This is a genomic window from Nostoc sp. DedVER02 (genome assembly GCF_034530675.2).
GTDB lineage: Bacteria > Cyanobacteriota > Cyanobacteriia > Cyanobacteriales > Nostocaceae > Nostoc.
Window position 1 is genome coordinate 75827 of the sequence record NZ_JAVRCP020000017.1, and the last position, 24385, is coordinate 100211.

17 protein-coding genes are annotated in these 24385 nt (G+C 41.8%); 11 read left to right on the forward strand and 6 right to left on the reverse strand.

Annotated elements, in window-relative coordinates; genetic code table 11:
* The first annotated feature begins 134 nt into the window (after positions 1-134).
* Together RMZ41_RS18285 and RMZ41_RS18290 are read left to right on the forward strand one after the other, a co-directional pair.
* Positions 135-821 (forward strand): hypothetical protein, encoded by a 687-nt coding sequence (locus tag RMZ41_RS18285; RefSeq protein WP_409875586.1) that lies wholly within the window; start codon positions 135-137, stop codon positions 819-821.
* Positions 822-992: 171 nt separating this feature from the next.
* Entirely contained in the window at positions 993-4907 is a 3915-nt protein-coding gene (locus tag RMZ41_RS18290; RefSeq protein ID WP_322644847.1) for a CHAT domain-containing protein, read from the forward strand.
* A 226-nt stretch (positions 4908-5133) separates the two neighbouring features.
* On the opposite strand, the gene recR is transcribed toward RMZ41_RS18290, so the two are convergent.
* From recR to RMZ41_RS18310, 4 genes are all read right to left on the reverse strand, one after another.
* Entirely contained in the window at positions 5134-5691 is a 558-nt protein-coding gene (gene recR / locus RMZ41_RS18295) for a recombination mediator RecR (protein ID WP_245245965.1), read from the reverse strand.
* A 202-nt stretch (positions 5692-5893) separates the two neighbouring features.
* Positions 5894-6976 carry a photosystem II q(b) protein gene (gene psbA, locus RMZ41_RS18300; RefSeq protein ID WP_409875567.1) on the reverse strand — a complete coding sequence of 361 codons (1083 nt, stop codon included), beginning with the start codon at positions 6974-6976 and terminating at the stop codon, positions 5894-5896.
* A gap of 1020 nt (positions 6977-7996) precedes the next feature.
* Positions 7997-9271: a methionine adenosyltransferase gene (gene metK / locus RMZ41_RS18305; RefSeq protein ID WP_322641553.1), complete on the reverse strand. Its 1275-nt coding sequence runs from the start codon at positions 9269-9271 to the stop codon at positions 7997-7999.
* 423 nt (positions 9272-9694) lie between these two features.
* Positions 9695-10699: a phosphoribulokinase gene (locus RMZ41_RS18310; protein WP_322641552.1), complete on the reverse strand. Its 1005-nt coding sequence runs from the start codon at positions 10697-10699 to the stop codon at positions 9695-9697.
* Between the two features lie 979 nt (positions 10700-11678).
* On the opposite strand from RMZ41_RS18310, the gene petH reads away from it, so the two are divergent.
* The 6 genes from petH to RMZ41_RS18340 all read left to right on the forward strand — a co-directional run bounded on the left by petH (position 11679) and on the right by RMZ41_RS18340 (position 18982).
* Positions 11679-12989, forward strand: a complete 1311-nt coding sequence (petH, locus tag RMZ41_RS18315) for a ferredoxin--NADP reductase (protein ID WP_322641551.1) — start codon at positions 11679-11681, stop codon at positions 12987-12989.
* Positions 12990-13216: 227 nt separating this feature from the next.
* Positions 13217-14503 (forward strand): homoserine dehydrogenase, encoded by a 1287-nt coding sequence (locus tag RMZ41_RS18320; RefSeq protein WP_322641550.1) that lies wholly within the window; start codon positions 13217-13219, stop codon positions 14501-14503.
* 330 nt (positions 14504-14833) lie between these two features.
* On the forward strand, positions 14834-15997 hold the full coding sequence (locus RMZ41_RS18325) for a DUF262 domain-containing protein (protein WP_322641549.1): 1164 nt from the start codon (positions 14834-14836) through the stop codon (positions 15995-15997).
* Positions 15994-17190, forward strand: coding sequence for an AAA family ATPase (locus tag RMZ41_RS18330; RefSeq protein WP_322641548.1), 1197 nt, complete (start codon positions 15994-15996; stop codon positions 17188-17190). Before RMZ41_RS18325 ends, RMZ41_RS18330 begins: the two co-directional genes overlap by 4 nt.
* A gap of 3 nt (positions 17191-17193) precedes the next feature.
* Positions 17194-18159, forward strand: coding sequence for a hypothetical protein (locus RMZ41_RS18335; RefSeq protein ID WP_322641547.1), 966 nt, complete (start codon positions 17194-17196; stop codon positions 18157-18159).
* 100 nt (positions 18160-18259) lie between these two features.
* Complete coding sequence (locus tag RMZ41_RS18340; protein WP_322641546.1) at positions 18260-18982, forward strand: Uma2 family endonuclease; 723 nt, start codon at positions 18260-18262, stop codon at positions 18980-18982.
* A gap of 233 nt (positions 18983-19215) precedes the next feature.
* Here the strand turns inward: RMZ41_RS18340 and crtH are convergent, their stop codons facing one another.
* Positions 19216-20706 (reverse strand): carotenoid isomerase, encoded by a 1491-nt coding sequence (gene crtH / locus RMZ41_RS18345; RefSeq protein ID WP_322641545.1) that lies wholly within the window; start codon positions 20704-20706, stop codon positions 19216-19218.
* 369 nt (positions 20707-21075) lie between these two features.
* Between crtH and upp the strand changes: the two genes are divergently transcribed.
* The 3 genes from upp (at position 21076) to RMZ41_RS18360 (ending at position 22566) form a co-directional block, all read left to right on the forward strand.
* Positions 21076-21726, forward strand: a complete 651-nt coding sequence (gene upp / locus RMZ41_RS18350; RefSeq protein WP_322641544.1) for a uracil phosphoribosyltransferase — start codon at positions 21076-21078, stop codon at positions 21724-21726.
* Positions 21727-21803: 77 nt separating this feature from the next.
* The gene (locus tag RMZ41_RS18355; protein ID WP_322641543.1) at positions 21804-22157 is read left to right on the forward strand and encodes a hypothetical protein; all 354 of its coding nucleotides are present in this window, start codon (positions 21804-21806) and stop codon (positions 22155-22157) included.
* Positions 22158-22287: 130 nt separating this feature from the next.
* Complete coding sequence (locus tag RMZ41_RS18360) at positions 22288-22566, forward strand: YggT family protein (protein ID WP_322641542.1); 279 nt, start codon at positions 22288-22290, stop codon at positions 22564-22566.
* Between the two features lie 91 nt (positions 22567-22657).
* Here the strand turns inward: RMZ41_RS18360 and RMZ41_RS18365 are convergent, their stop codons facing one another.
* Positions 22658-24241: a hypothetical protein gene (locus tag RMZ41_RS18365; RefSeq protein ID WP_322641541.1), complete on the reverse strand. Its 1584-nt coding sequence runs from the start codon at positions 24239-24241 to the stop codon at positions 22658-22660.
* Positions 24242-24385: the final 144 nt, after the last annotated feature.

The following is a 24385-nucleotide window of genomic DNA, read 5'->3' on the forward strand; positions in this document are numbered from 1 at the left end:
ATGGGAAGAAATAACCAATGACAAATGACAAATGACCAATGACAAATGACTATACGTTTTATTGACTGAACTAACGCTATAGTCCAGTGCGATCGCTACAATTTTAGGATAAGCAAAACTCGATGGTGCAGCAGATGCTCAAGCGGCTATTTCAATGGCTCAAAAAGCTTTTTCAGAGCTTATTCGGTGGAAAACAGAATGTCTCAAAATCTAGAGGGAATATCCCAAAAGAACCAGCACCACCCCTAAGCGATACGGATCTGGAATTTCTCTTCACTGAGCTATTGCAAGGAGTACATCAAGCACGAGGGGAAGCCTGGGCGCAAAAGTGGCTGCATAATATTGAACATCGAATTACAACTGAAGACTGGGTTAAATGGTTAGGGCGCTTTGGCGAAAAATTGCTAGCATCACCTACACCCAATAATGAAATAGCAGCGCGATTAGTACAACTGGGTGAGTTGAACATCGGAGAAGTCGGAGATGTTGCCTATAGTATCGGGATGCAGTTGTTGACACGCAATCAAGGCGAACCAATTTGGGAATATGAAGGGCCAGATGGTGTCAGCACGATTTTACCCTCTGAGCCAACCGCCCCGATATCAGAGTCAGTAGATGCACAAGGAAACCCTCCAGAGGGAGAATACCAAACTGTCACCCTAGAAGAGTTGTTTGTGATGTTGCAAGACGATGAAAATTTACGCCAGCAGATTGCTCAACAGCTTGCCATTGAGACAGACGATCCACAAGTGCTTGTCCAGGCATTGATCAATCAATTATATCCCGGCGGTGAATCGACTACAGAGCAAACAGGAAATTAGTAGAATCGGGGAATTGTAACGTTGTAATGCTTTAATCTTGAATGTTTGTATATTTTTTGCTAACCTGCGACGGAAGCGCCGTCACAATCTAATGGATTTTTACGTAATTGATGATTTTTTTAACACAACGATGGCTACAATCTAGAAAAACAAAATCCAATAGTGTGGCAGATGCTCAGGCGGATATCGCAGTCGCTTAAAAGGTTTTTAAAGCGCCTCATTGAAAGTAAGCAGGGTAGTTCTCTCAAGGGTGCGAGAGGGCGCAATCTGGTGGGTGTACTACCAGAACTAACCAATGCCGATCTAGAACAATTGTTTATCCAATTGTTAGAAGGCGTGCATCAAGCACGAGGACGACAGTGGGCATTGAGGTATCTGCAACGGGTCGAAAATCGGATTCCGGCTGAACGCTGGATAGATTGGTTGGTGATGTTTGGCGAAAGCTTGCTAGCTTCACCTACACCGAATCCTCTTTTAGCATCCCAGATGGTGCAATTAGGAGAACTTGGTGTGGGCAGAATTGGAGATGTTGCTTATGAAATTGGCATCCGAATGATGCAAAACTCACCTACACAGATAGAGTATCAGGAGAATTATCCAGAAGATGGCTTAGAAATCACTCCTGAACAATATGGGGTAGAAATTACTCCTGGGGAAGAACTGAGCAGCAATTTAGGGGAGCAGTTATGGGAGTATGATGAGCCTGATATCGAAGAAATTACTCCTGGGCAAGAACTGATCCGCAATTTCGGCGAGCAGTTATGGGAGTATGATGAGCCTGATGTCGGAGAAATCACAACCGATGAAGAAATTATCCCAACTTCGCCTGGGCAAGAACTAATTCGTAGTTTAGGTGAGCAGTTATGGGAATATGATGCGCCAGATGTTGAGCCAATTCCAGACGTTGAGCCAATTACGTCAGCGCCTGAAAATACCTCTTTTGAAGAAAGATTCACTGAGAATTTAGGATTAACTGAGAATTTAGAGGAACTGGTGTTGGAGGATGAAAGGGAAGAAGCCCAAACCACGATACTCGAAAATCTCCCTCTTCCCGCAAAGGAAGATTCAATCACCTCGTTAGCCCAACTGAGATTCGATGATGAAGTTGTTCAAAGTACAACAGGAGCAAATCTTCTTTCTACTAGGCAAAGAAGTGAATTAACAACTTCTCCCTCAGTGGAAACCTGGGATAGCGCTTTGACAAATTTAGAGCCAGATGTGGCTAATACATTAGATGAGTTGTGGGTGAGATTGGATCAGAGTACCAATTTAGTCCAGCAACTTGCTTCTAACTTGGCAGTTCAAAGCAGTAATTCCCCTGGTACTATTGAGCAACATAGCAATAATCCGATTACCCACGCTCAAGGGTGGTTTTACCAAGGTCTAAGCCAAGCAAAAACTGGGGATTTGTTAGGCGCGATCGCATCTTATGACCAAGCTATTGAACTTCAACCTGAAATCTCAGAGTATTGGTTTAATCGAGGCTTGACACTGTTCCACTTAGAACGTTTTGATGAAGCGATCGCCTCTTACGAAACAGCCATACAACTAAAACCCGACTTCTACAAAGCATGGTACAACCGGGGTGGAACTCTCGGAGAATTAGGATATTTTGAAGAAGCGATCGCTTCTTTTGATAAAGCCATAGAAGTCAAGCCAGATTATCAAGAAGCGTGGTCTAGCAAAGGTTTGGCGCTGCTGAAATTAGGTTGGCTACCCGAAGCGATCGCTAGTTATGACCAAGCCCTGCATTTAGAACCAGAAGACCGGGAAAACTGGTATCACCGAGGTATAGCCTTAGCTGTAGGCGAACAATTTGCAGAGGCGATTATATCCTATGATAAAGCGCTAGAAATTGACTCTGAGTATCACGAAGTTTGGATAGATCGGGGTGTAGTGCTGTTTAATTTGGGAAGGTGGTCAGAAGCGATCGCCTCCTGGGACAAAGCCCTTTCAATTCAAGCCGACTTCTACTTAGCTTGGTACAACCGAGGTATAGCATTAGATAACTTAGGTCGTCGCCAAGAAGCGATCGCCTCCTATAGGCAAGCGATCGCTATTAAACCCGACTTCCACCTAGCTTGGTATAATCAGGCAGTAGCGCTGTTTTATTTAGAACAATTTACCGAAGCGATCGCTTGTTATGACAACGCTTTGGAAATTAAACAAGATTACTGGGAAGCTTGGATTGGTCGGGGAACTGCGATCGGTCATTTAGTGGATGCTGACGCATTGCTGAATTTTTCAAGTAATATCACAGCGACAAATCCCGACTTACAACAGGGTGGCTACGAAGGAAAATTAGCCAGCTACGAAGAAGGATTAAGGCATCTGCGGACAGATACCCATCCAGAAGGTTGGGGTAGATTGCATTTAGCGATCGCTAATACTTATTACGAGCAAGGCAAAAAACATTCCAATCCCCGCGATTATTGGCGCAAAGCTGCATCTGAGTACCATCAGGCGCTGCTAACCTTGACACTAGAATATTTTCCTCTATTTCACCTAGAAGTTTTGCAATCTCTCAGCAAAGTACTGATGGGTTTAGGACAAACAACACAAGTTCAAGAATTGCTGCAACGCGGTACAGATTTATTGCGACAATTGTTGAGTGAAGAAACTCGCTCAGACGAAAGTAAAAAACAGCTAGCTTTGAAATTTGCAGGCTTCGATCAATTAGCAGTTGATTTAGCAGTAGAGTCTGGTGATTTAGTAGAAGCTTGGGAAATTGCCGAACAAGGCAAAAATGCTTGTTTAAACTGGCTACTTTCTGGTTGGAATGAGAATATTTACTCGCCCTATTATGGTGCAATTCAAGAACTATTCAATCCTACAACAGCAATTATTTACTGGCATATTAGCCCAGTAGCCCTACATACTTTTATTCTCAAAGACCAAGCGCCATCACCGATCCTCCTGTTTACACCCATGCAAGATGCTGGGGGAATACCTTTAGGAGAAGACGCTATCCGTCTCAATGAATTGCCACTACCCGAAGCAGTGCAACGCCTAATTGAATTTGAAACTTGGCTAGAAGATTGGCATCAACAATACCAAGAATATCGCACCACACCCCAAGACAAAGAAAGTAAAATCCAGCATTCTTGGCGAGTGGATATGGAACAGAAACTGGTGCAGTTGTATGGCATCTTGAATATTTCCACAATTGCCCAGGAACTCGAAGGTATCACCCAACTGGTTTTAATTCCTCACCGCGACTTGTACAAATTGCCCATTCATACTCTTTTCCATCTCTCTACCCCATCCCAGGAAGAGTTGCCGAATGTGGAGTCAAATTTCACTGTTACCTATCTACCTAGTGCCCAAATAGGTTTATCAATCAGAACTGAGGATATTTGGCAGTGGCAAAATCAGTTATTGCTCAGTGTTGAACATCCTGAAAGTGCAGGTTATCCTACGCTGAAATTCGCCAAACTGGAGTCTGAAGTTGTTAGCCAGATGTTTAATAATATCCAGCGAATACAGGGAGCAGAAGCTACAAAAAATATTGTCGAAAACGCCTTGTTTGATAGTTATAATATCTTTCATTTTACGGGTCATGTCACTAATAATTTGGCTGAACCAAAAAAATCAGAATTAGCGTTATCAGGCGAAGATAAGCTGACTCTAGATGAAATTTGTCAACAAAATTTATCAAATTACAACCTTATTACTCTCTCTGCCTGTGAGAACCTAAGTACTAGCAACCACCTTATCAATAGCGAATATGTAAGTTTAGCCAGTGGTTTAGTAAGTCAGGGCGTTCCTCATGTAATTAGTACTCTCTGGAGTGTAGAATCTTCAGCTAGTGCTTTGGTAATGATAGAGTTTTACCGGAGATTACAGCCTAATAAATCAGCAATTACTGCCTTAGCGGAAGCAACACGATGGCTAAAAGAACTAACTGCTGGAGAACTGACAAAATGGTATGAAGATATCTTGAATAATCTGCATCCCGAAGAATTACGAATTCAAACTTATTTAGCCACACAACTATATAGAAATAGTAAAATGGCATCCGATAAAAATCTTTATAATCATCCTTACTACTGGGCAGCATTCACGATTACAGGTAAACCGAATTAAAATAATTCGTAATGACGCTGCGCTATCACTAACGTAATTAGCGTTTGCAACGGGGATTTAGACCCCGCGACAAAACTTACCCCTTGTTAAAAGCAAGCATTAATTTTGAGAGATGAAAAAGTTTGTAGTAAGGACTTTAGTCCTGAATTTTTAAGCACTTCAGTGCTTACTATGAACTCATTAATTACGAATTACGGATTACGAATTACGAATTATTTAATTAAGCCTAATCTAACTCCCTACGTCCTTCCAATGCTCGTGCCAGGGTAACTTCGTCGGCGTACTCCAAATCACCACCGACGGGTAAACCAAAGGCAATCCGTGTCACCTTAGTAAATGGTTTCAATAGCTGACCTATATATAATGTTGTTGTCTCACCTTCTACACTCGGACTAATTGCCAAAATTACTTCTTGAGGTTTTTGCTGATTTACCCGGCGCTGCAAAGCCAGTATATTCAACTGTTCTGGCCCAATTCCATCAATTGGCGAAATCACCCCACCCAAAACGTGATATTTGCCTTTGTACTCGCGGGTTTTTTCCAGCGCAATCACATCGCGGGGATCTGCTACGACACAGATAGTATTGTTATCACGGTTGGCATTGCGGCAAATTTCACAAACAGGTTCAGCAGATAAGTGAAAGCAAACAGAACACAAGCCGATCTGTTTTTTTGCTTCAACTAAAGCTTGCGCCAAAGCTTCTACTTCTGCTTCTGGACGCTTCAAAATATGCAAAGCCAGCCGTTGGGCAGATTTAGGGCCAACTCCCGGCAGGCGTTGCAATTGCTCAATTAACCGTGCTAAAGGGCGTGCGTAAACCGTTGTCTTGTCTCCAGAATGTTTTTACTTTAACTATGATGACATTCCTATAGAATTTTGGGTTGACCATTTAATTTATCAGAAATGTTCAAATAAAAAAGCGCTCCCTGTTAATAAGGGGCGCTTTTTTATCTGTAGAGACGCGATTCATCGCGTCTTGTAATAATTAACCGTTGATGGCAGGAGCAGTCATTGCAACAGGAGCAGACTGTGCAGATGCTAAATCAAGAGGGAAGTTGTGAGCATTGCGCTCGTGCATTACTTCCATACCCAAGTTAGCGCGGTTGATAACATCAGCCCAAGTTGAAATCACACGACCTTCAGAATCAATGATTGATTGGTTGAAGTTGAAACCGTTCAAGTTGAACGCCATTGTGCTTACACCCAAGGCGGTGAACCAGATGCCGATTACAGGCCATGCTGCTAAGAAAAAGTGCAGTGAACGGCTGTTGTTGAAAGAAGCGTATTGGAAGATTAACCGACCGAAGTAGCCGTGGGCTGCAACGATGTTGTAGGTTTCTTCTTCTTGACCAAATTTGTAACCGTAGTTTTGAGATTCGGTTTCGGTGGTTTCACGAACTAGTGAGGAAGTTACCAAAGAACCGTGCATTGCACTGAACAAGCTTCCGCCGAATACACCGGCTACACCTAACTGGTGGAAGGGGTGCATCAAGATGTTGTGTTCTGCTTGGAACACGATCATGAAGTTGAAGGTTCCAGAAATACCCAGGGGCATACCATCAGAGAATGAGCCTTGTCCGATTGGGTATACCAAGAATACTGCGGTTGCTGCTGCAACTGGAGCAGAATATGCAATTGCAATCCAAGGACGCATACCTAAGCGGTAGGATAGTTCCCATTCACGACCTAAGTAGCAGAATACCCCAATCAGGAAGTGGAATACTACCAATTGGTAAGGGCCACCGTTGTACAACCACTCATCAAGAGATGCTGCTTCCCAAATTGGGTAGAAGTGCAAGCCGATGGCGTTGGAGGAAGGTACTACTGCACCGGAGATGATGTTGTTTCCGTATATCAAGGAACCTGCTACTGGTTCGCGGATGCCATCGATGTCAACGGGAGGTGCGGCGATGAAGGCGATTACGAAGCAAGCGGTTGCGGCTAGTAAGGTGGGGATCATGATTACGCCGAACCAACCGATGTAAATCCGGTTGTTGGTGCTGGTGATCCACTCACAGAATCTATCCCATACGTTGGCGCTTTCGCGGCGTTGGATGGTTGCTGTCATGGTTATTTATAAATGCGATTATTTGCGGATGAATTAGGTAGGTTTGACTACCTGTTACACATCTTAAAGAATTTATTGCGTTTTGTAAAGTACTTTCAGAAAAAATTTTCTCTTGGGATTTACGCACCTGCAACAGAAAACCCCCAATTCTTTGACAAAAGGAGGCTCTCAATATTTACAAGGGCTTACTCTACGCATTTCATTTAGGTATGTTGCCCTAAAATTCTTACACTTGTTCCTGGAATTGAACCTTGGCGGTCAATACAAGAAATCTACTACCGATTAGCTATTAACCATTCTTCACGAATAGTTGATGGTAGGGGCCGGGCGCAAGCGAAGATAAACAAGTGGGCCTAGTAGTGGGACAAGTGCTACTATCCAAAACACCTGGGGATTACTCCAGTGGCGACGAGCGATATCATCGCCAAGGATTGTAGGGAATAAAAGACAAAAAAAGCAAAATGCCAAGCTCATGCCATTAATAACTGGACTTTAGACTAAAGCAAGCGATCGCGCCCTTGAGAGGCGGGGCAAAAATAAAGGGATGCCTATAAGAACAAGCACCCCAGTAACGGAAGATGAAAAAAGCACAACCAATTTCCATCTATCGTTATGAATGTCACACTAACCACAATTCATGTCTCCGTCCTCTAATGTGCCGATAGTCTGGAACCTACTGCAACTGTTCGATGAGATTGTTCATACTTCCAGATTGTCAATTTCCCATCGCCTCCCATAAGTATTGTCATTTTTCTCTGTTTGTATGAAACCACCCTGCTCTGGGGATAAGGTGCGGGGGGAAGGGGAAAAAGTTCTGTATCGTCCCCAACGCCAGTAACCTTTACCCTTTTCCCTAAGAGTGCAAAAAGCATTTTTGCAAGAGGTCTATTGGACGACACCCTCAATCCCCACTCACTTTTAATATTCATTGTGGCTACTAAAAAATGAGGGCATAGGCAATTTAACAACTTGCCAATACCCTCAAATCAATATGCTAAATTTTTGCAGTAGCCTATAAGTCTAAGTTACTGCCTGAGCAACTACCGCCGAAAGTGATTCGTTTGCCGCTTGCTTCAACAATTCGGCTTTATCGGTCTGTTCCCAAGGCAAGTCTAAATCAGCCCGCCCAAAATGACCGTAAGCCGCGACGTCCTGATAAAAACGTCCGCCTCGTTCACTTGGTAAGTTACGTAAGTTGAAGGTATGAATAATTCCTGCTGGACGCAGTTCAAAGTGTTGGTTGATTAATTCCAGTAAGGTTTCTTCATCCACTTTGCCAGTACCAAAAGTATCCACTAAAATGCTTGTTGGTCGCGCTACACCAATAGCATAAGATAGCTGAATTTCAACTTTTTCTGCTAACCCGGCAGCAACAATATTTTTTGCCACATAGCGAGCCGCATAAGCAGCAGAACGGTCTACTTTCGTGGGGTCTTTGCCAGAAAAAGCACCGCCACCATGCCGTGAATAACCACCGTAGGTATCAACGATTATTTTTCGTCCTGTCAGACCAGAGTCTCCTTGAGGGCCACCAACGACAAATTTGCCAGTGGGGTTGACTAAAAAACGTGTTTCCTGATTAGGCTTAACGTCAATGTCGCCGAAAACAGGTTCGACTACTGCTGTCCAGAGTTCTTGTTTTATCTTGGCTTGTACAGCCGCCTCATCCGTAATTTCCCCGATATTAGCTGTATGCTGGGTGGAAATTAGAATGGTATCAATACCTACTGGTCGTCCATCTTCGTAAACCACTGTTACTTGAGTTTTACCATCAGGACGCAGGTATGACAATTCACCTGTTTTGCGAACTGCTGCCAATCGGCGGGCAATGCGGTGGGCGAGACTGATGGGTAAGGGCATCAGTTCTGGTGTTTCGTTGCTGGCAAAGCCAAACATTATACCTTGGTCGCCCGCACCAATTTTGTCGAATTGTTCATCACTATCTTGTTCGCGGGTTTCTTGGGCGGTATTAACGCCTTGAGCAATATCGGGTGATTGCTCGTCTAAAGCCAGCAAAACGCTGGTGCTGTTAGCAGAAAAACCATTATCAGCGTTAGTGTAACCAATTTCGGCAATTTTTTTACGGGCAAGATTGACGAAATTCACATTGGCTTTGGTGGTTATCTCACCAGTGATTAGCACCAAACCAGTGTTAACTACTACTTCGGCAGCAACACGACTGCTAGGGTCTTGTGTCAGTAGGGCATCTAGAATGGTATCAGAAATCTGATCGCAGATTTTATCTGGATGACCTTCGGTGACTGACTCGGAGGTAAATAAATATCGACGAGACAAAGCAAATTCCTCCTGACTTGAGTTTTTTCGCTGAACTAAATATGGTATCTAGTTTGACTACCTAATTTAACGTGAGTTCGATGAACCTTTCCCTGACTGGAACTAAAGTTCTAATCTGTTCCTCTCCGACTTGGAGAAGGACGGTTTTGTGTAGGAAAACCTCTAGGAGGTATGTAATTCAACTTATTAAGCGAACACCACATAAGCTGTCCAACTCACGTTAATTTATGAAATCATAACAATATTTATACTTCAGTAGTTAGTATCTTCCTAAGATTGATAAAAACCATTAAATATAAGGTAAGTATCTTTAAAAAATCTCAATTGATAGTAACGATTTTCTGGATTGAATGTATTTAATAACACAAAAAAAGGGAACGCCCAGAAGCGCCCCCATAAATTTTGACACAAGCACTGCTGCTTTTAAACCTGAACCGCTAACTTCGCTTCCGCAGCTGTTAAACGCTCATAAGCAGCACGCATTTTCAAACCTGTAAGTACTTGGAAGAAACCAGTACCATTATTGGAACCTGGATACTCACGGTGCTGGAGTAACAAGTGAGTCAATTCACCCTGGTATTTGGTGGATGTATTGCTGAGATGGGTTTCGATATAAATTACTTCTTCTAGGTTGTCAAATTGACCATCCACCTCAAGTACTGAGACATAGCGACCGTAGTAAACATCTGAACCGTAGTATAGCTGCATACCAGGGTAAGAACAAGTTAGTTTACGTCCACAGGGAGTCCAATTAATTGTTGACCCTTCATCAAATAGGTAGGTTGGATCGAAGCCTTCCTTACCTTCTCTCTGAAGCATACGTACTCTTAATACCCTACGTTCAGTATCGTTTTTGATCAAGTTGGTGGGTAATACTTGGAGAACTACATCAGCAAATTCTCTTTGTGGTTCGATAAACTTTTCAAAGTCAGGTTTGCGAGAATTGATTTGCGCCAACACATCTTCGTAGCGATGGCCGCGTTCAGCCATATCTCGCTGGATTTTCCAGGCAATTTTGACTTCATCGCTAATGTCAAAATAAACGCTGAAGTCGATTAGCGATCGCACCCGCTCATCATATAAAGGATGCAGTCCTTCAACAACTATAATGTGATTTGGCTCCACCCGTTCTGGCGGATCAATCAAGCCAGTTTCGTGGTTGTAAATCGGCTTATCAATCGCCTGACCACTTTTGAGCGCTTTAATTTGCTCATACATCAGGTCAAAATTGTTCGCCCTGGGGTCTAGTGCCGTTATCCCAGTTTCTTTACGCTGTTTGCGATCTAAGGAGTGATAGTCATCCAAGCAAATGACTGTCATCAAATCTTCACCAAACAAATCTATCAAACGACGCAAAAACGTAGATTTCCCGCATCCAGAGTCTCCGGCTACTCCAATTAGTACCACGCGTTCCGGCTTATTTGTCATAAATCTCCTCTAAAATACTAAAATTGTGTCAATATTTTTTCACACAGCAGATTCTGAAGCCAGGAGTTTACCCTTTTGGTTTATCCTGCGTTCTTGCTACCTAGCACATCTATAAGACACCAAGCGGGTAGACAACAAAATAATTTAGTTGCTACTCGTCGGACTAGCCTGAATTTTGGTGCCGGTAAGTATTTAATCCTAGTGGTATATTTGATTTTAACAGAAGGAGGTATCCCATACAAGATTGCTGTCAAGAAGAATTAGCGTGGTTCATCAATCATTTTTTCTTGATTTAGTTGTTAATTTAAAAATGGGGATCAACACCGTCCATAAGTCTTGTGCCTTTTTCATTCTGCAACTTGTGACTCTATACAATCAAGTTTATAAGGTATAATTTATTATCGCAGTGAATCTTTTGATGTTCTTAAATTGTAATTCCAGTTCGACAATGCTTAAGATATTCAAAGCAAAAATCTATCCAACGAATGAGCAAAGAACTTGCATGAGTCAAATTATTAGCTGTAAATTTATAGATATGTTCATCATAGAAGCGTTGACGTTATGACAAAGTACTGATAGAGGTTGACAGATTTATTACATTAGGTAAAACTGATTACAGTTGCTTAAATCACCGTTCTCTTTGTCGTTCAATATTTGCTATTGTGGCTTGCTCGTAGGGTAGTCAAGTAAAAAGCTATCTTGCTCATGCGGGTGGTAGTTAACAAAAAAAAGATTAAATTGACTCATTATTAACATTCTCCACAAGACTTATCCTTTAACTTAGAAGGTGAACAGGTGTGTTTTTTGCTATGCCTGCATGTCTTTGGTGAGTGTACTTAGCAAGGCATTAATTTAATGATGCCGTTTTTCCTTCTTTCTCCAGTTTTGTGAAACAAAAATCCGGTAAACTAAAGCTGGCATGGGATGGGAATAGTTTTTTTGAAAAACGGTTAAGTAAATTATCGGAGTGGTAGAACGAATGTACAATCAAGGTGCTGTTGAGGGTGCTGCCAACACAGAATTAGGTAGCCGCATCTTCCTCTATGAAGTGGTGGGTTTGCGTCAGAGCGAAGAAACTGATCAAACTAACTACCCAATTCGGAAAAGTGGCAGTGTGTTCATCAGAGTGCCTTACAACCGCATGAATCAAGAAATGCGACGTATCACTCGTCTAGGCGGCACAATTGTTAGCATCCAGCCTGTAACTGCTCTAGAGCCAGTTAATGGTAAAGCCTCATTTGGGAGTGCTAATAGCGTTGTCAGCGAGTTAGCTACATCTGGGGAAACTGCTAACAGTGAAGGGAATGGTAAAGCCACACCTGTGAATGCTCATAGTGCTGAAGAGAACAAGGACAAGAAAGGCAACACCATGACTCAAGCGAAAGCCAAAAAAGACCACGGTGACGTTCCTGTTAACACTTACCGTCCCAATGCTCCGTTTATTGGTAAGGTAATATCTAATGAACCACTAGTTAAAGAAGGTGGTATTGGCATTGTTCAACACCTTAAATTTGACTTATCTGGCAGTGATTTGAAGTATATAGAAGGCCAAAGTATTGGGATTATTCCACCAGGAGTAGACAAGAACGGCAAGCCGGAGAAACTTAGACTGTATTCCATCGCTTCAACTCGTCATGGGGATGATGTAGATGATAAGACAGTATCACTGTGCGTCCGCCAGTTGGAGTACAAGCACCCAGAAACTAGCGAAACAGTCTACGGTGTTTGCTCTACGCATCTGTGTTTCCTCAAGCCAGGGGAAGAGGTAAAAATTACCGGGCCTGTGGGTAAGGAAATGTTGTTACCCAATGACCCTGAAGCCAATGTGATCATGATGGCAACCGGAACAGGTATTGCTCCCATGCGGGCTTATCTGTGGCGGCAGTTTAAAGATGCAGAAAGAGCAGCTAACCCAGATTACCAATTTAAAGGATTCTCTTGGTTGATATTTGGTGTACCAACAACTCCAAACCTTTTATATAAGGAAGAACTGGAAGAAATTCAACAAAAATATCCTGATAACTTCCGCCTCACTGCTGCCATCAGCCGCGAACAGAAAAATCCCCAAGGCGGTAGAATGTATATTCAAGACCGCGTAGCAGAACATGCTGATGAATTGTGGCAGTTGATTAAAAATGAAAAAACCCACACCTACATCTGCGGTTTGCGCGGTATGGAAGAAGGTATTGATGCAGCCTTAACTGCTGCTGCTGCTAAGGAAGGCGTAACCTGGAGTGATTACCAGAAGCAACTTAAAAAAGCCGGCCGCTGGCACGTAGAAACTTACTAAGTTAGTCATTAGTCATTAGTCATTAGTTTTAGACAAAGGACGAAGGACAAATGACAAAGTTATGAATTAGTAGGGTGGGCATTGCCTACCCTACAATTGTTTTGTTATGAATATTGTAAATAGCTGAGGAAAGAGTTCTCAGTTCTGAAGGCTAAAGTACTAACTACTTCTTACTACTCAGCACTCAGCACTCAGCACTCAGCACTTAAAAATTAATTGGGTGCAAAATGGGTGTGAAACTAGGAATACTGGGATTAGGCACCGTGGGAACGGGGACAGTGCAGTTGTTGCAAGATAGGGTTGGCCGTCACCCGTTGTTGCAAGAGATAGAAATCTATCGGGTGGGAGTACGATCGCTAGATAAATCCCGTGCAGTAGAATTATCTACGGAAGTCTTAACTACAGATTTAGAATCCATTGTCAACGATCCGGCGGTAGATATAGTTGTCGAGGTGATGGGGGGATTGGAACCGGCGCGATCGCTAATTCTCAAAGCTTTAAGTAATGGTAAGCACGTAGTCACCGCCAACAAAGCAGCGATCGCCCGCTTTGGAGCCGAAATTTTCACAACTGCCAATCAAGCTGGCGTATACGTGATGTTAGAAGCTGCTGTGGGTGGCGGGATTCCGGTGATTCAACCTCTAAAGCAGTCTTTAAGTGTTAACCGCATTCACACTGTTACAGGCATCGTGAACGGTACAACTAACTACATCCTGACGCGGATGCAAACAGAAGGCAGCAACTTCAACGATGTCTTAGCTGATGCCCAGCGCTTGGGTTATGCTGAGGCTGACCCCACAGCCGATGTTGATGGCTTAGACGCAGCAGATAAAATTGCCATCCTCGCATCATTAGGCTTTGGTGGACGCATTAATCTACAAGATGTTTATACCGAAGGAATTCGGCAAGTTAGCAAGACAGATATTGCCTACGCTGAAAAGTTGGGATTTGTGATTAAATTGTTAGCGATCGCTAAACGTGATACCCCCTCATCTCCTCTATCCGTAAGAGTTCATCCGACTTTAGTGCCCAAAGCCCACCCTTTGGCTAACATCAACGGCGTTTACAATGCCATCCTTGTCGAAGGAGAACCCATTGGACAAGTAATGTTTTTCGGCCCTGGCGCTGGTGCTGGTGCAACCGCCAGTGCTGTGACATCGGATATTTTAAATTTAGTTGCTGTCCTCAAAACTAATACAGCAGTTGCAAATCCTTTAATAGCTTGTAGACATCAAGAATACTGTCAAATTGCACCAATGGCAGAACTGACAACTCGGTTTTACGCCCGTTTCCTTACAAATGACCAACCTGGAGTTATCGGTAAATTGGGAACTTGCTTTGGTAACTATGGCGTTAGCTTAGAGTCAATTGTCCAAACTGGCTTTCAAGACGAACTTGCAGAGATTGTGGTTGTCACCCATGATGTACGGGAAGGTAATTTTCGGCAAGCTTTGGCAGAAATTCAGGATTTGGAAGCGATCGAAAGTATTCCTAGCTTACTGCGTGTACTTTGAGATTATGTTTAATGAATGATCGCTTGGTGTTGAACTAGAAGTATAGGTTTTTAGCTTTAAGGTGCGATCGCTGTGAGTTTACCGGAGGCGATCATACTGATTTTAGATTTAACAGGGACTACACCAGTTAATTTTGTGGTAGCCAAATAAATAGGTAATCATATTTTTTCTAAAGCAGCTGGTCTACTCTGGCTGCTTTGGTATTTATAGCTATTAGGAGGGCGATCATTTATGTTGATTACAACTTAGAAGGTAGTACGATCAAGGTAAGTCATTCAGATAAATTATCAATTATTAGTAACTATTTTTTCAGGCTAAGGAGTATGTGCCATGACAAATTTGAACCACCTTAACTCTGAATTATTTAAAGAAGAGGCAAAAATAGAAAATGATGATATTACAATACAAGATGATGGAGAAGAGGATGAGATTACAATAGAAGAAGATATAAGTGAACCCTTTGATCCTACTAAGATTAGGATTGAAACTAGACAAATTAGTGTTGACTACTTAATGGATAGAATTAGGAATAATGAAATTGAATTATCTCCTGAATTCCAACGAAAATCAGTTTGGAATAAAATTGCTCAAAGTAGGCTTATTGAGTCAATTTTACTTCGTATTCCTATCCCGGCATTCTATATTGATGCAACTAAGGAAGAGAAATGGTTAGTAATAGATGGTTTACAAAGGCTAACTACTTTAAAAGAGTTTGTGATAGATAAAAAACTTAAGCTAACTGGACTAGAATCATTTACTCTTTTTAATGGCAATATATATGACGAAATTCCACGGAATTATCAACGTAGGATAGAAGAAACTGTTGTCACAGTGATTTTTCTTGAACCAGGTACAGATAGTGAATTTAAACAGGCTATTTTTGAGCGGATTAATACGAGTGGTTTATCTCTATCAACCCAGGAAATTCGCCATGCTTTAAATCAAGGCAAAGCAACGAAATTACTAGAGGATTTAGCAGCATCATCTGAATTCCAAAAAGCTACTGACAAAGGAATAAAATCAGATAGAATGGCTGATCGAGAGTGTATACTTAGAGTTTTAGTATTTATGATAAACAATCAAGAATTATTTCAAACAAAAACAAGCTTTAAAAAAATATTAGATCAAACTATGGCGTATATAAATTTTATGTCAGAGGAAGAAATAAAAACAATAACTAATGATTTTTTAATTTTAATGAATTTAGCATGTGATGTATTTGGTAGAGACGCTTTTCGGAAAATGAAAGAAGGAGCAAAACGATATCCCATCAATAAGTCCTTATTTGAAGCGTGGTCAGTTAATTTATATAAACTTAATAATCAAGAAGTTAAGATGATTAAAGAAAGAAAAGAAATTATAAAACAAAAAATAATAGATTTGACTAATAAGGGTAAATTTGATACTCCTATCTATAGGAGTACAGGAACTATTAAGACTGTATTATATCGATTGAATGAAATTGAAGAAATTATCAAAGCGGTATTATCATGATACATTTACTACATATAAAAAATTTTAAAGCCTTTGAAGACCAGATACTAGAGTTTAAACCATTAAATTTATTGTCTGGTCTTAATGGCATGGGTAAGTCCTCAGTATTACAATCCTTACTTCTATTGCGCCAGTCTTATCAACAGGGAATTTTGCAAAAAAAAGGTCTAGCTCTGAATGGTGATTTGATTAATATTGGAACTGCTCAAGATGCTCTATTTGAGTGGGCAAAGGAAGAAATAATTAGTTTTGAACTTGTTGTAGATCATCAAGAGAAAAAAACATGGAAATGGCGATTTATTTATGATAGGCAGGCAGATGTTATCCGTAGCGATGCAGCACCAAAAATTAGAGATATAAATGGATTTAACCTTTTTGGTGATTACTTTCACTATCTGCAAGCTGAACGGATTGGCCCTCGCAAAGTATTTGAAATGTCAGATGATTTAGTACATCAACATTTTCAACTTGGTACTAGAGGTGAATACACAGAACATTTTTTGTACGTTTTTGGTAACTTTAGAATAAATACTGTTGGACTCGAACAGATAAATTCACAGACCGTTCCTAAAGCTTTTGAACGCCCTAAACAAGGTGAACCAAACAAATTAAGCCATCCAAAAGCAGAGTCGCTATCTTTGAAGGATCAAGTGGAAGCATGGATGGGAGAAATTAGCCCTGGTACAAGAATTCATGTTAACCCAATTCAAGGTGTTGATTTAATGAGTTTGCAATACTCATTTGAAATGGGAAAAGATGTGAGTAGCAGATATCGTAATACTAATGTTGGATTTGGAATTACCTACACCTTACCAATTATTGTAGCTGTACTTGCATCCCCTCCAGGTACGCTGATTTTAATTGAAAACCCAGAGGCTCATCTTCATCCTAGAGGGCAGACAGAAATGGGTGAATTGTTAGCACTGGCTGCTAGTTGTGGTGTTCAAGTGGTGATAGAAACTCATAGCGATCATGTTTTAAACGGAATTCGGCTTGCAGTTCATGGCGGCAGACTTAATCCAGAAGATGTGCAATTACATTACTTTCAGCGTCAAGAAAAACAAGGACAAGCTTTGACAAAAGTAGTTTCACCACGCATTGATCGGAATGGCAGAATTGATCGATGGCCTGATGGATTCTTTGATGAGTGGGAAAAAAGCTTGGATGTTTTGTTAGAACCTGCGGGAGAGTAGAGTGTGGAGATTAACCTAGTATTAAATGAACTCTCTCTGCAAAATCCTACCTCTGATAAGGAAACAGCGCGACAGTGGATGTCCAATTTCATTAACACTGTAAAGGCAGTCAAAGCTCAGGGTGTGAAAGTATATCTTCGCACTAAAGATAACTTTCATGCAACTATACTTGCACCTGACTATCCTTTACGTCGTTGGCTAAATGATAAAGAAGTAGATCAAGTTGAACGAGGTTTTATTATAACTCTAGCAACAGGAAGTCCTTTCTCAACTAATATTGCAAATTTAGATATTCAAGATATTGAAAATAATGCTGGCTTGTCTGAATTTTGGCATCAAGGAGAACTAGCAATTGGACTTGCTGTAGCTCATTTGCTTGACACAGTAGCAATTAGCTTTATATATAAGGAATGCTGGAACTTTAGCCGTCTAGAACTTGAAGCGAGGCGACTTAATGAAAATGAAGAGTTAATCAATGATATTTTAGAAATTCTTCATGTTAGTCGTAGCAATCATGTACAGGAGCATACTGAGTGGATACAAAACCGCATTCGGACTGGAGTTATTGATGGTGACGATCTTTGGGAACGAAAAGGAGAATTATTTCCTAACCTTGAATTCTGTGATGCTGTCAGTAAACAGTTAAGAAATATACGTCTTGGACAATTGGAATTACAACCTGTTGTCAAAACACTATTGGAGCTTGAAAAATGCTCTAATGAATGGAAAAAAGGGTATTTTAATCTTGATAATTATCCTGTTGACGAATCTGGAGAAAGTGAAGGAACTTTGAATAAATATGGTAAAGAAAGAACTTTTATTTGTATTGATGGTAAAGAACGTCTATTTGATCGCCACATCAAATTGAGATTCTGCAACTGGCGAATTCATTTCTTTGCACTAAAACCAGGACAAGTAATTATTGGCTATGTTGGTCGCCACCTTCCTACAGTGAAGTATAGAACTTAATAGAAATATTGCGTAGGCGAAGCCCGTCGTAGACATCGCCCTTCTCCCTCCTTCCACTGTTAAACTAAAAAACAAACCTTACTACTGCAAAGGTAGTCTTATGACCTCTGCAACTGACCCATACACCGCCCTCACTCCTTTCCCCGACCATACGCAGCTACCAGAGTCCAATGGTACTTTCGTGAAAAATTGGCAAGAGCATCCCCAAAGCATTTTACTGACTGATTCAATTACACCTGTCCTTAAACAAATACATCCTGAAGGTGAATATTGTATAGGTCAGGACTTAGGTATTTACTGGCGCTTGACAGACCCGCCAGAACGAGGCGCAGAAGCACCAGATTGGTTTTATGTACCAAATGTACCGCCCTTACTTGATGGACAAACGCGGAGGTCTTATGTACTCTGGCGAGAATTTATTGCCCCTTTGATTGCCTTGGAATTTGTTTCTGGCGATGGTAGCGAGGAGCGAGATAAAACTCCTTGGAAGGGCAAATTCTGGATTTATGAGCAAGTAATTCATCCGGCTTTTTATGGCATTTATGAAGTGAATAAAGCCAATGTAGAAATTTATGAATTAATTGGTGGACAATATCAGTTATTAGCAGTAAATGAGCGCGGACATTATCCGATTACGCGCTTGGGAGTTGAGTTAGGGTTATGGCATGGAGTTTATCAAAACGCCGAATTGTCCTGGTTGCGTTGGTGGGATTTGCAGGGTAATTTGTTGTTGACTGGTGAGGAAAGAGCCGAACAAGAAAGACAAAGAGCCGATCGCTTAACTGCCCAATTGCGATCGCTTGGCATTGAACCAGAAGTTTAATAGCAGCCTGAACCTTAAGTCCTAAAATCTAGCCCTTTCAAGGTGGGTAAAATTTTTAGACAATAATTCCTCTTCTCTCTGTGTTTTCTGCGCCTCTGTGGTTCAAGAAATTACTTTCAAACCGCACAGGCAAAGAGTTGGCAGTATGTTTGGCGGGTTCCCCGACTTGTAGCAACTGGCGCGACACAGACAGGAAAGTAGAGATTTTATGAGTCACCTTGAAAGGGCTAGTCCTAAAACCCTAAATCTACAGCAATCCGGTGGGCGCAAGCAAACCCAGAAAAAGCTACTGCATTCAATCCCTGACCGGGAAAGGTACTATCTCCGACACAATAAAGTCCTGGAATAGCTGTGCGATTAAAGGGCATCTTCAATAATCCCCGCAATTTACGTCGGGGAATTGGCCCATAAGTGCCATCTTGACGACCCAAAAAGCGGCGATGGGTGCGGGGTGTACCTACTTCCAGATAATCCAATCCTGCGTCTAAGCCGGGAAAAATCTTCTCTAGGCGGTCAAGAATTCGCCCAGCCGCCTCTTCTTTCTTCGCTTCGTACTCACTCGGAGAAAGTTTCTGCCAATCATCAATCCAGTGAGGTGTGAAGGCATGAATAATATGATATCCATCTGGCGCTAAATCTGGATCGAGCAATGTGGGAATCGAAACAAAAATTGTCCCTTCCACTGCGCTCATCTTTTCCCAATCTTCCAGCAAAATATGATGGCACTCTGTCCCCGTAGGTAAAACTGACTCTTTTACCCCGATATGCAAACTCAAAAAGCTGGGAGATTTTTGATAATTCTGTTGCCAATTTTTCTCATTACGTGGCATGTCTTCTGCTGGTAGTAATTGCTCAAATGTATCCCAGCGTGTGGCATTAGAAACTATGCGTTTACCCCGATATACTTTACCATTTGCCAGTTGCACACCTACCGCTTTTCCTTTTTTTGTGAGAATTTTCGTAACTCTAGCTTGGTACTGAATTTTACCCCCAGCTTTCTCTAGACCTTCCGCCAGTTTTTGGGCAATTTGTCCCACCCCGCCTTTAGGATAGTTAACTCCGCCATAATGCCTGTCAGAAAAGACCATCCCAGCGTTGATCATTGGTGTCATGTCTGCTGGAACCACCGACCAGCAATAACATTCCATATCGATAAATTTCAATAATTGCGGGTCTTTGATGTAGCGTCTGGCAAAATCCCCCGCATTTTGGGGCAGATACTTAACTAAACCGAGACATGCCAAAGGATGCTGGAAAAATACCCGCAGTAAATACCGAGGTTCTTCCAAGGACAGCAAATCCATGCTGTTAAGGCACTTGAATACTTTTTGGCATTCGTCATAAAAGCGACGAATTCCCTGTTCTTCATGGGGAAAATGAGCAATAAGATTTTGCAAAAATTTTTCATAAACCCGGTCAACCTTCAAGTCTAAACCTTGGGGTAAATGATAGTGAATCTGTACTGGATCTGCGATCGCTTCTTGGCTGACATTCACAGCTGACAAAGCGCGAGTAAGTAAGTTAGTAGTACCATTCTGTCCCAGTCCAAAAATCATTGATGCACCAACATCGAATCGATAGCCTTGGCGTTCAAAATAACCAGCGCTACCACCTGGAATCAAATAACGTTCCAGTACCAGTACTTTCGCCCCCTTCGCGGCTAACTGAGTCGCAGTTACCAACCCACCAATACCAGACCCAATCACGATCGCGTCATTAGTCATTTGTCATTTGTCCTTTGTCATTAGTCATTTGTTCTTTGTCACTTGTACTAAGCGGAGCCGAAGTATTTGTCCTTTGTCCTTTGCCTACAGTAAATCAATATTTACCAATGACCAATGACAAATGACCAATGACCAATCAAAAAAAAAGAGGGACAAACCTGCTACTGCTGGCTAATCCCGTCTGCCGATCCTTAAAAGAGAGGAGAACACTGAACAATAATATAGCCTTGATTGAGAATAGATGTCAACTACTAATGAAAAAGTTTATCAATAAAATTGAGAGGATTAATTTTAGCTGTCAGCCGGATGCAGGAAAGAGTATTATGGTGTTTCAGTTCTTGTACAATAAAAAGTTGCCTATCTCTGGCTATGACGCTACAATTGCGCGTTTATGTTCCACCCCATCCCCTGATCAAACACTGGCTGGCAGTTGCCCGTGATGCAGGCACACCTTCAGTTTTATTTCGCAGCGCCATGACTGAGTTGGGAAGATGGCTGACTTATGAAGCTGCGCGAGACTGGTTGCCAACCCAAGAAACAGCTGTGCAGACTCCTTTGGATACCTGTTCAGCAACGGTGATCGATCCGCAGATACCAGTAGCAGTAGTACCGATTCTGCGGGCTGGACTAGGATTACTTGAGGGAGCGCAGACTCTATTACCTTTGGCATCGATTTACCATATTGGCTTGGCGCGAGATGAAGAAACGCTGCAACCTCACTGTTATCTGAATAAGTTGCCAGAAAAATTTGATCCTCAAACACGAGTGCTGATTACCGATCCAATGTTGGCAACCGGAGGGTCGATTATGGCTACAATGGCAGAATTGACACAACGGGGTGCTGATCCTTCTCTAACCCGAATTGTTTGTGTAGTGGCGGCTCCACCAGCTTTGCAAAAACTGAGTGAAGCTTATCCAGGTTTAATAGTTTACACCGCTACAATTGACGAAAAACTTAACAATAAGGGGTATATTGTACCGGGATTAGGAGACGCAGGCGATCGCACATTTGGGACTTAAGTTAGTATGCAGCTAGGAGAGGAGACAATAGCATAAATACTGTAAAAGTTGCAAGGTTTGTTGAAGGTGGTAAAGATATGAGTCAGCGAGATGGTTTTGGCAGTGGTTTTTTAGCAGGGGCCTTTGTTGGCGGCGTATTTGGTGGTGTTATCGGGGCGCTGATTGCTTCTCGACGCGATCCGCAATTGCTACCAGAGGACGAAACAGAACTGACAGATAGCCAAGTCGAAGCGAAGAAAATAGCGGCAAAGCGCCGTCAGATGAAAGCCTCAGAAAGTGAGGCTGTTGGGATAGAAACTGCCCGGCGATCGCTAGAAGATAAAATTGCCCAGCTAAATGCCACAATTGATGATGTGCGGAAGCAATTGGGTAATGTGAATAGCGCTTCACCCCAAGCCAGCAATGACCGCTCCCTGACTAAAGACTCCTAATTCTTGTTCAGGCGTGGTGAAAATGTCTGGTGTGGTAAGTGCCAAATCTGCAAACACTTTTGAGTTTGGACTAAATTAAAATTAGAGAGATAAGACCGCGTTTGACACTTAGTAGGAAACAAAGCCATCCATGAGTTTACTGATTACTACACTAGTTACCTTTGTCACCTTTTATAGCTATTTGCTAATTATCCGGGTTTTGTTGACCTGGTTCCCGCAAATTGACTGGTATAACCAGCCATTTGCGGCTTTAGGCCAGATAACCGACCCTTATCTAAATTTATTCCGCTCAATTATTCCCCCATTGGGCGGTATGGATTTTTCTCCGATTTTAGCTTTCTTAGCACTCAACTTAGCTGGCGATCTTCTCAGAACCTTAGCTCGTCTGCCATTCGCACAGGGATTTTGATTAGTAGGCAAATAAAAATTTTGTAGAGACGTGAATTGTGAAAGCGTCTCTACAATTTTTGATCGCAACTCTGCGCTTATTCTTCAGTCAATTAATTGTGCCAAGCTTTGTAGAAATCTGGGTAATTCATATTCTCAGCACAATGCCAGATAATTTTAAACACAGCTTCATAGCGATATGAATTGTTATTGTAGAACTGTTCACTCAGATAGTCTTTTAGAGTTATGACTACTTGTGGTAAATGTTCGCTTTGAAGAATTTTAGTCAAACTATTAGCTATATCCAAGAGACAGGATTCATAGGATAGTTGATGTGTGGGTTTAATGCTGAATTCATTTTTGTAGTCATCATATTCCTGAAAAATCTGAATGTCCTGAACAAGAATAAAGACAGCTTGTTTTAGCTTCTCTTTAACTAGTTTGTTACCTAAATCAAGTTGTTCTATAGTTTGAACAGCATTTACTAGACTTTCAGATGCTTGCAAACGCATCAATGTATTTTGATTACTTTCACGTATTTGAGATAAAGTAGCGATCGCCTTTGAATTACCAGGATCAATTTTTACTAAAGCTTTGGCTGCATACAAAGCTTCCCATTCATCTTCAAAGGTTTGATGCTGAGTAGTTTCAAGTATCTGGGATAAGGTGGTAATAGCTATCGTATTTCCTCTAGCAATTCCAGTTTTATTTTCTGGATCGATTTTAAGTAAATAGGTTGCAACGCAATTTATAAGAGATGCACTTGCAGAAGTTTTGAGGATATAGGCTAAACTTTTGAGTACATCTGCATTACCAGGATCGATTTCCCACAAAGCTTGACTCGCATCAAAACAGATTCTATCACCCTGGTTTATCTCTAAGAATTTGACGAGGGCTGCGATCGCAGTTTGATTACCCACAGCAATTTTTCCCAAAGCTGCGATCGCACTGCAACAACTGTCCTTATTCAGTGTCGTCTCCATAAGGTGAACTAGTGCAGCGATCACAGCGTGATTGCCGTCAGCAATATCCGCCAAAGCCATAATTTCCTGCGTGCAAATTTCCCGATCTGGTATCTTTTTGATGTCGTGAATTAGAGCAGCGATCGCACTTTCATCACCAACTGGTATTTCCCCAGAATTTTGACTTGTCTGGAAGAATGTTTGTTTATTTTCAACAACTGGTGTTAGTAGTATCAAGGCTGCGATCGCACTTTTATTACCCGGATCGAGTTCTCCTAACTTCTCGGCTGCAAGTCTAAGAACTGTGCGACTTTCGGTAGTATGAATTAAATGAACAAAAGCGGCGATAACCCGGTTTCTATCGGTTAATTCCAGGGTTTTTCTAGCTGTCTTCACCAATGGTTTTGGTAGTATCTGCCAATCGTTTTTATCTTGCCGAAAGTAAGCATAACTCCATTTGAGCAATTGTTCTACAATTGCATCACCCAAGCTACATTCTGGGAACTGGGATAAAGCCTCAGCCGCCAAAAAATAGGCGCGATACCGATAAAAATCGCCGCAATCATCATCAAAACCTATTAAAGCTTGGATAAAGTCTTCTTTTTGCTGCTTATCTACATCTTTTCGGCTGAACCAGTGGAGAATCTCTGCTTTCCACTCCGGCTCAAAGATGCGGTAAGTGGCTTGATTTAAATTGCTGCGATCGTGGTTAAAGAAATACTGCCAATCATGCATTGCCTCCTACCCACTTCGAGATGTGGGACGAAAGGGACTTAAGTGAATCTTGCTACATCAGTTTGCTTTTTGTCAAGTCACACGCAATGAGTATCTATTTTTAATCAAGGCTATCCACACGGGAGAAAATACTCTTATCTGGGA